The organism is Streptomyces durbertensis, from assembly GCF_014156695.1.
In the GTDB taxonomy this organism is placed as follows: domain Bacteria; phylum Actinomycetota; class Actinomycetes; order Streptomycetales; family Streptomycetaceae; genus Streptomyces; species Streptomyces durbertensis.
Genome location: NZ_WMLF01000298.1, coordinates 1 through 6,774, shown reverse-complemented (window position 1 = coordinate 6,774; position 6,774 = coordinate 1). Strand labels below are relative to the sequence as shown.

5 protein-coding genes and 1 pseudogene are annotated in these 6,774 nt (G+C 63.4%); 2 read left to right on the top strand and 4 right to left on the bottom strand.

Annotated features, from left to right (window positions below; genetic code table 11):
- The 4 genes from GL263_RS18495 to GL263_RS18480 all read right to left on the bottom strand — a co-directional run.
- The coding region (locus tag GL263_RS18495; protein WP_182856836.1) for an ATP-binding cassette domain-containing protein at positions 1-461 on the bottom strand (461 nt) is incomplete at its 3' end.
- 11 nt (positions 462-472) lie between these two features.
- Positions 473-1,426 carry an ABC transporter permease gene (locus tag GL263_RS18490; RefSeq protein ID WP_182856835.1) on the bottom strand — a complete coding sequence of 318 codons (954 nt, stop codon included), beginning with the start codon at positions 1,424-1,426 and terminating at the stop codon, positions 473-475.
- The gene (locus GL263_RS18485) at positions 1,419-2,348 is read right to left on the bottom strand and encodes an ABC transporter permease (RefSeq protein WP_182856834.1); all 930 of its coding nucleotides are present in this window, start codon (positions 2,346-2,348) and stop codon (positions 1,419-1,421) included. Before GL263_RS18485 ends, GL263_RS18490 begins: the two co-directional genes overlap by 8 nt.
- 122 nt (positions 2,349-2,470) lie before the next feature.
- Positions 2,471-4,108 (bottom strand): peptide ABC transporter substrate-binding protein, encoded by a 1,638-nt coding sequence (locus GL263_RS18480; protein ID WP_182856833.1) that lies wholly within the window; start codon positions 4,106-4,108, stop codon positions 2,471-2,473.
- A 723-nt stretch (positions 4,109-4,831) separates the two neighbouring features.
- Between GL263_RS18480 and GL263_RS18475 the strand changes: the two are divergent.
- Together GL263_RS18475 and GL263_RS18470 are read left to right on the top strand one after the other, a co-directional pair.
- A pseudogene (locus tag GL263_RS18475) lies at positions 4,832-5,553 on the top strand (transposase family protein); the annotation flags it as partial.
- A gap of 416 nt (positions 5,554-5,969) precedes the next feature.
- Entirely contained in the window at positions 5,970-6,509 is a 540-nt protein-coding gene (locus tag GL263_RS18470) for a hypothetical protein (RefSeq protein WP_182856832.1), read from the top strand.
- Positions 6,510-6,774: the final 265 nt, after the last annotated feature.

Genomic DNA, 6,774 nt, shown 5'->3' with positions numbered 1-6,774 from the left:
TCGATGGCCTTGGCCTTGGCGTCCTTCCTGGACAGACCCTGGTGGACCCGGAACATCTCACCGAGCTGGTACCCGACGCTCAGCACCGGGTTCAGCGACGACAGCGCGTCCTGGAAGATCATCGCGATCTTGCGACCCCGGATCTTCCGGCGCTCCTCGCCGGACATCGTCAGCATGTCCTGGCCCCGGTAGAGGATCTCACCGCTCGGGATGCGCCCGGGCGGCATGTCCAGGATGCCCATGATCGCCTGCGCGGTGACGGACTTGCCGGAACCCGACTCGCCCAGCACGGCCAGCGTCTCACCGGAGTCGACGGTGTAGTTGACACCGTTGATCGCCTTGACCACGCCGTCCCGGGTGTGGAACTCCACGTGCAGGTCCTTGACCTGGAGCAGTGGCGTTCCGGAGGATTCGGCGCTCTTCGCCGCGGGAAGGTCCGCGGTCTTCTGTGTGGTGGTCACGTACGCCTCCCTCAGCGCAGCTTGGGGTCGAGGGCGTTGCGCACGGCTTCGCCGAACATGATGAACGCCAGGATCGTGAAGCTCAGCATGAGGCCCGGCCACAGCAGCACGTGCGGCGCGTTGCGCAGCAGGTCCTTGGCGGTGTTGATGTCCACACCCCAGGAGACGGCCGGCGGCGCCAGACCGATACCGAGGAAGGACAGCGTCGCCTCGGCCGAGATGTAACCGCCGAGCGCGATGGTCGCGACGACGATGACGGGCGTCACCGCGTTGGGCAGCACGTGCCGGAAGAGGATCCGGGTGGTGCTGGCGCCCAGCGCCTTGGCGGCCATCACGTAGTCGGCCTGCTTGACCGTGATCACCGATCCGCGCATGACCCTGGCGACCAGGGTCCAGCCGAGCACGGCCAGCGCGAGCACGATCACGTACACGGCCCGGGTCTCGAAGGAGACCAGGATGACCATGGCGCCGAGCAGGAACGGCAGGCCGAGGAAGACATCGGTGATGCGGGAGATGATGCTGTCCACCCAGCCGCCGAAGTAGCCGGCGAGCATGCCGAGCAGACCGCCGACGAAGGTGACCAGCACGGTCACCGAGACGCCGATCAGGATCGAGTTGCGGGCGCCGTGGATCAGCCGCGTGTAGACGCTGTAGCCCTGGCCGTCGTAGCCCAGCCACTCGGGCGAGAAGAACGCGCCGAGCTGCGGCTTCTGGAGGTAGAGCGCCATGTCGCTGTCGCGCGGGCTCAGGCTGGTGAACCAGCCCGGGAACGCGGCGATGACCAGCAGCAGCAGGATCATCGCAGAGGAGATGATGAACATGGGGCTGCGCCGCAGGTCGGACCAGGCGTCCGACCAGAGGCTGCGGGGCTTGCCGACCGCCGGGTCCGCCGGGGGAACCGGAGCGCCCTCGGCGACTGGAGCCTTGACCGGCTCGGTCTCTTCGGTCTTGGTCAGGTCAGGCATAGCGAATCCTCGGGTCAAGCACCGCGTACAGCAGGTCGACGAGCAGGCTGACGGCGAGATAGATGATCACGATCAGTGTCACCAGACCCACCACAGTCGAGCCCTCACGACGGAAGAGCGCGGTGAACAGCTCGCTGCCGATGCCGTTGATGTTGAAGATGCCCTCGGTCACGACCGCGCCGGCCATCAGGGTTCCGATGTCGACACCGAGGAAGGTGACCACCGGGATCATGGAGTTGCGCAGCAGGTGCACGCTGAGCACTCGACGCTGGGGCAGGCCCTTGGCGATGGCGGTCCGCATGTAGTCGGCACGCCGGTTCTCGGCGATCGAACTACGGGTGAGTCTGGCGACGTACGCCAACGACAGCGACGCCAGGACAAAGGCTGGCATCAACAACTCACCGAGATCCTCAGAGTCGTTGACCAGCGGCGACGTCCAGCCCAGCGTGTTGGAGAACACGTACTGGTAGATGTAGCCGAGCACGAAGACCGGCACCGAGATGAAGAGAAGAGTGACGAACAGCACGATCGTGTCGGGCCAACGGCCGGCCTTCAGGCCTGCGATCATGCCCATCGCAACACCGATCACCACGGTGATGAGAAAGGCAAGCAGGGCGAGTCTGGCCGTGATCGGCAGCGCACGCGCGATGACCTCGCCCACCGGCAGGCCGGTCGCGATCTGCGTCCCGAAATCACCTCTTGGCAGACCGAAGAGATAGTTCAGGTACTGCTGCCACAAGGGCAGATCGAGCCCCAGGTCCGCTTTGATCGCCGCGATCTGCGCCTGGTCAATGGCCTGGTCTCCGTAGAGTGCGCGCACGGGGTCGCCGGGAAGCGCGTACATCATGAGGAAGACCAGCAGCGTGACCCCGATGAAAACCGGGATCATCTGGAGCAGTCGCCGAGCGACGTAACGCCCCATTATTTCCTCCATGTCCACATTCTGGTAAGCCGGGGGTCGCCCCACTTCTTGAGTGGGACCACCCCCGGCTCCTACACCACTGCCGTCAGTGCGGCCTGTGGTGCTCGGGAACTACCCGGCGACTAGTTCATGACCTTGACCTTGTGCATCAGCAGGAAGTTGGCGAGGTCGAACTCGACGTTCTTCACCTTCTTGCTGTGCGCGGCGTTGGTCGCGTAGTACCAGAGCGGGATGGCGGGCATCTCCTCGACGAGCTGCTTCTCCGCCTCCTGGTAGGCCTTGACGGTGCCGTCCAGGTCCTTGGCCGAGTCGCCCTTCTTGAAGAGCTCGTCGACCTTCTTGCTGGAGAAGCGACCGGTGTTGGAGTCGGCGCCGGTCTCGTACAGCTCGCGCATGAAGTTCACGTTGACCGGGTAGTCCAGCACCCAGGCACCGCGGTACATGGACTTGACCTTGTCGGCATCACGGGTGTTGAGGTCGGTCTGGAAGTCGACCTTCGCGTCCGGGATGCACTCGACGCCGGTGTTCTGGCGGATGTTGTTGCAGACCGCCTCGACCCACTCCTTGTGACCGCCGTCAGCATTGTACTGGATGTGGATCTTGTTGCCGGGGACCCCACCGGCGTCCTCGATCGTCTTCTTGGCCTTCTCCGGGTTGTACTCGGCGACCTCACCGAGCACGCCCTCCTGGAAGCCCAGGACGTTCGGGCCGACAAAGCCGGTGGCCGGCACGCGGCTGCCGTGCAGCACCTTGTCGGTGATCGTCTTGCGGTCGATCGCCATGGACAGGCCCTTGCGGAGCTCGGCGTTCTTCTTGTCGCCCAGCTTCCACTGCTTGTTGTAGAAGACCGGGACGATCTGCTGGACACCGGACATCGGAGCGTCGATGGCGCGGTCGCCGAAGTCCTGACGGTACTTGGGCAGGTCACGCGGCGGAACCATCGTGACAACGTCGGCCTTCTCCGAGTAGACCGCCTGGTACTGGTTCTCCAGGGTGTTGTAGACGACCAGTTCGACGCCGCCGTTCTCAGCCTTGTCCGGCCCCTTGTAGTCGTCGAAGCGCTCGAGCGTGATCTTCTTCTTGCGCTCCCAGCTGACGAACTTGTACGGGCCGTTACCCACCGGCTTGTCGCCGTACGCCTCGGGGTCGTCGTAGAACTTGCTCGGCAGCGGGGACCACGCGCTGTAGGCCAGCTTGTAGTTGAAGTAGGTGACCGGCTCGTTCAGCTCGATGGTGAACGTGTGGTCGTCCACGATCTTCAGGCCGGACATCTCCTTGGCCTTCGGCTTGCCCTTGTCCGGGTGGACGTCCTTGTAGCCCTTGATGTCGGCGAACCAGTAGCTGTTCTTCTGGTTGTTCTCGGTGTTCGCCGCCCAGTTCCAGGCGTCGACGTACGACTTCGAGGTGACCTCTTCGCCGTCGTGGAACTTCCAGCCCTTCTTGAGCTTGACGGTCCAGGTCTTGTTGTCCTCGGTCTCCACCGACTCGGCGTTGACGTAGACGATCTCCGCGGAGCCGTCCTTCGTGTAGTCGACAAGCTGGGAGAACAGACCCTTGATGACCTGGCCGCTGGCCGTGTCGCGGGAGTTGGCGGGCTGGAGGTTGCCCTGCGGCTCCGAGTTGGTGAGCCGGAACACACCGTTCGGGTCAACCTCGCCCTTGCCGTTGTCATTGCCGCTGTCGTTGCCACCGCATGCAGTCGCCGCCAGGGCCACGACTATCGCACTCGCGACCCACTTGGCGCTCTTGGCACCGCGCATGGGTTTGCCTCCTCAGGAGTCCACTGTCATTACGGGACGGGAACACGCTGCTTCCATCGGCATGGTCATGCCGACACCCGGCATGGTCATGCCGGACAACGCCCCCGCTGTCACGAATCAGCGCCCCCAACAGCACATGACCCGGACCCGAGCTCGATGGACCCAACTATTGGGCACAGCGGGCCCGTAAACCACACGTGAGGGATCTCGGTTTGGTCACATACGAGCCGCCGAGGGTCCGAAATCCGGACAAAACAATCCGTTACAGACGGACGCGAAACGGACTGTTAACGCTTCTTGCGGCACCGGGCGTCCGATGAGCGGACGCCAACCGACAGAAGACAGCTTGACCCTCGAAGATCCACAAGCTAGGAGCTAGGCCCGATCGGCTCGCGGCTTGCGAGCAGCCGACGCATCAGCAGCAGTGACTGTAGAGGTGTGACGACCCGAGGGGAAGCGTTCGGCGCCTGACCAGTGGCCAGAACACAGGCCCCCACCCGGGCGAAGACGAAGCGTTCAACCTTACTGCAGCCCGACGGGCGACTACGACCGCCGCGAGCACCTCGCTCCGAGCCTAAACCCCCGCACACCCAACGCTTCGTGAGAGTCCGCACAACAGTGAGACTGAGCCTCTCCAACCTGCCACTGTGGATGAGCGGTAGGTGTACGGATGAGTGAAGCTCCTGGTAGACGGGTTCACGGCGAAGATCAGCCGTTCCTCGCATGCTTGTGTACTTGTCCGGGCTGGACCCGTCCAGCCCGCATCTTCGCTTCCTCACCGCCCGTCTCGCCACCGTCACTCAGCTGGTGGCCTGCCCTGCTCGCTCTCGCCCCTCTGCGCAACGGTCATCCGTATGCCCAGCTCGCTGCCGGGTTCGGTATCGGCACCACCACCGCGTACCGATACATCACCGAGGCCGTCGAGGTCCTGGCCGATCCCGCCCCGACCCTCGCGGAGGCGACCCGCACGGCATCAACGAAGGCGTTCGTGCTACTGGACAGCAGGCTCCTGCCGATCGACCGCGTCGCCGCGGACCGGCCCATCTACTCGGGAAGCACAGGAATCCCGGGATGAACGTGCAGATCCTGGCCGACCCCTTCCGCTGGCTGCTCCGAGCCTCCCCAGCACTGCCCGGCGCTGTCCATGATGTCCGGGCCGCCCGTGAGCACGGCATCATCCACGCTCTCGCGGATGCGGACGTCAAGCGCCGGACGGACACGGGGCACCGAGATGCCGGCGGCACGGTCCGTATCCCGTGCTGGGGCTGCTCAGAGAAGCTTTCCGAAGCCCAGAAGGCCGTCAACCGCTCTCACCTGAAGGTCCGAGCCCTGGTCAAGCAGGCCGTAGCCACCCTCAAGACCTGGCGACTTCCCCTCACGGCGCGAGACTCGACCACCGCATTACCAGCCTCGCCCAAGCCGTCCCGTGCCTCCATCTGGCCAGCCCAGCCGAGGTTGGAAAGAGCTCACGGGTTAACGCAGTCACCCCTCAGGCGCAGAACCAGAAGCGCCCAATACGGACCTTCCCGAAAATGACCGAAAATCAACTGAACAGTCACAACGTCCGCGCGGCGGGGAGAAGAGGAGACCTTGCCCGACGTCGTAGGACACAGAAACGGAATTCTGACATCCATTTTATCCCGGCCGCCAGACTGCTTCCACCTGCACAGGAGCGAACTAGCTCAATTCTTCCTCAAATCACTTCTCTCCTTCACTCAGGTGCGGCAGAGTCTGTGACGACCAATCAAACCGGTGAGGCAAGACCTCAATCGGGCCGACCGGCACAGGCACTCAGTGAAGGTCAGACCCGATATGTAGAAAGTCTTCCGCATCGACGCGATTAGAACGAGGGAGAAGAGACATGAAGCGCGCAGTCAGCGTCGCACTTGCTGGCGCCGTTCTCGGCGGCGTGACGATCGCTGGTACAAGTTCGGCGCAGGCGACGGGTGCCCTACGTTGCGATGACACTGGCACCAAGATCGCCATCATCGACAAGAAGACCGTGTGGGTGCCTACCAACATTCACAGCGACTGGGCCAAGCCGGGCGTAAAGATCACCTACAGGAAGGACAAGACCGGCACTTGGACCGCCACCGGCTCCGCGACCAAGGGCGCTGAGGCTGGCGCGATCATCGCCAAGGCCAGTACCTCTTTCGGTGTCTCGTTGAGCAAGAGTTGGTCGAAGTCCGACACCTGGAGCTACTCCGCGACAGTCAAAAAGAAGAAGGGCAAGACGAAGGCCCGACTGATGATGTTCCACGAAGCCAAGAGCTTCACAGCCCACAAGTATCGGGTGAAGGCTGGTAAGGGCGGAGCATGCCAGACCGAAACCATCTACAAGAAGCCGGGCGTAACGCCGGTCAAGGCTAACAGCAACACCTGGGGCCTTCAGTATTCCTGAATGTACTAGAATCTAAGCCGCACGAGCGTATCGGTGCGGTAATCGGGGAAAAGGGGCTCCTGTCACCGTTCGATGACAGGAGCCCCTTTTCCCCTCATTTGGCCAGCAACAGCAATTCGGCCGATAACTTAGAGTTCTTAACCTCGATCTTTCGTGACGGTCCGTCGGTTTCTTCGGCGGGCCGTTTCGGTTGTTCGGGCCGGTGGTGGGCAGGCTGATGGCCCGGCTGTCGCGTCGGGTGAGCGCCGGGTTCCACGGCTCCGGT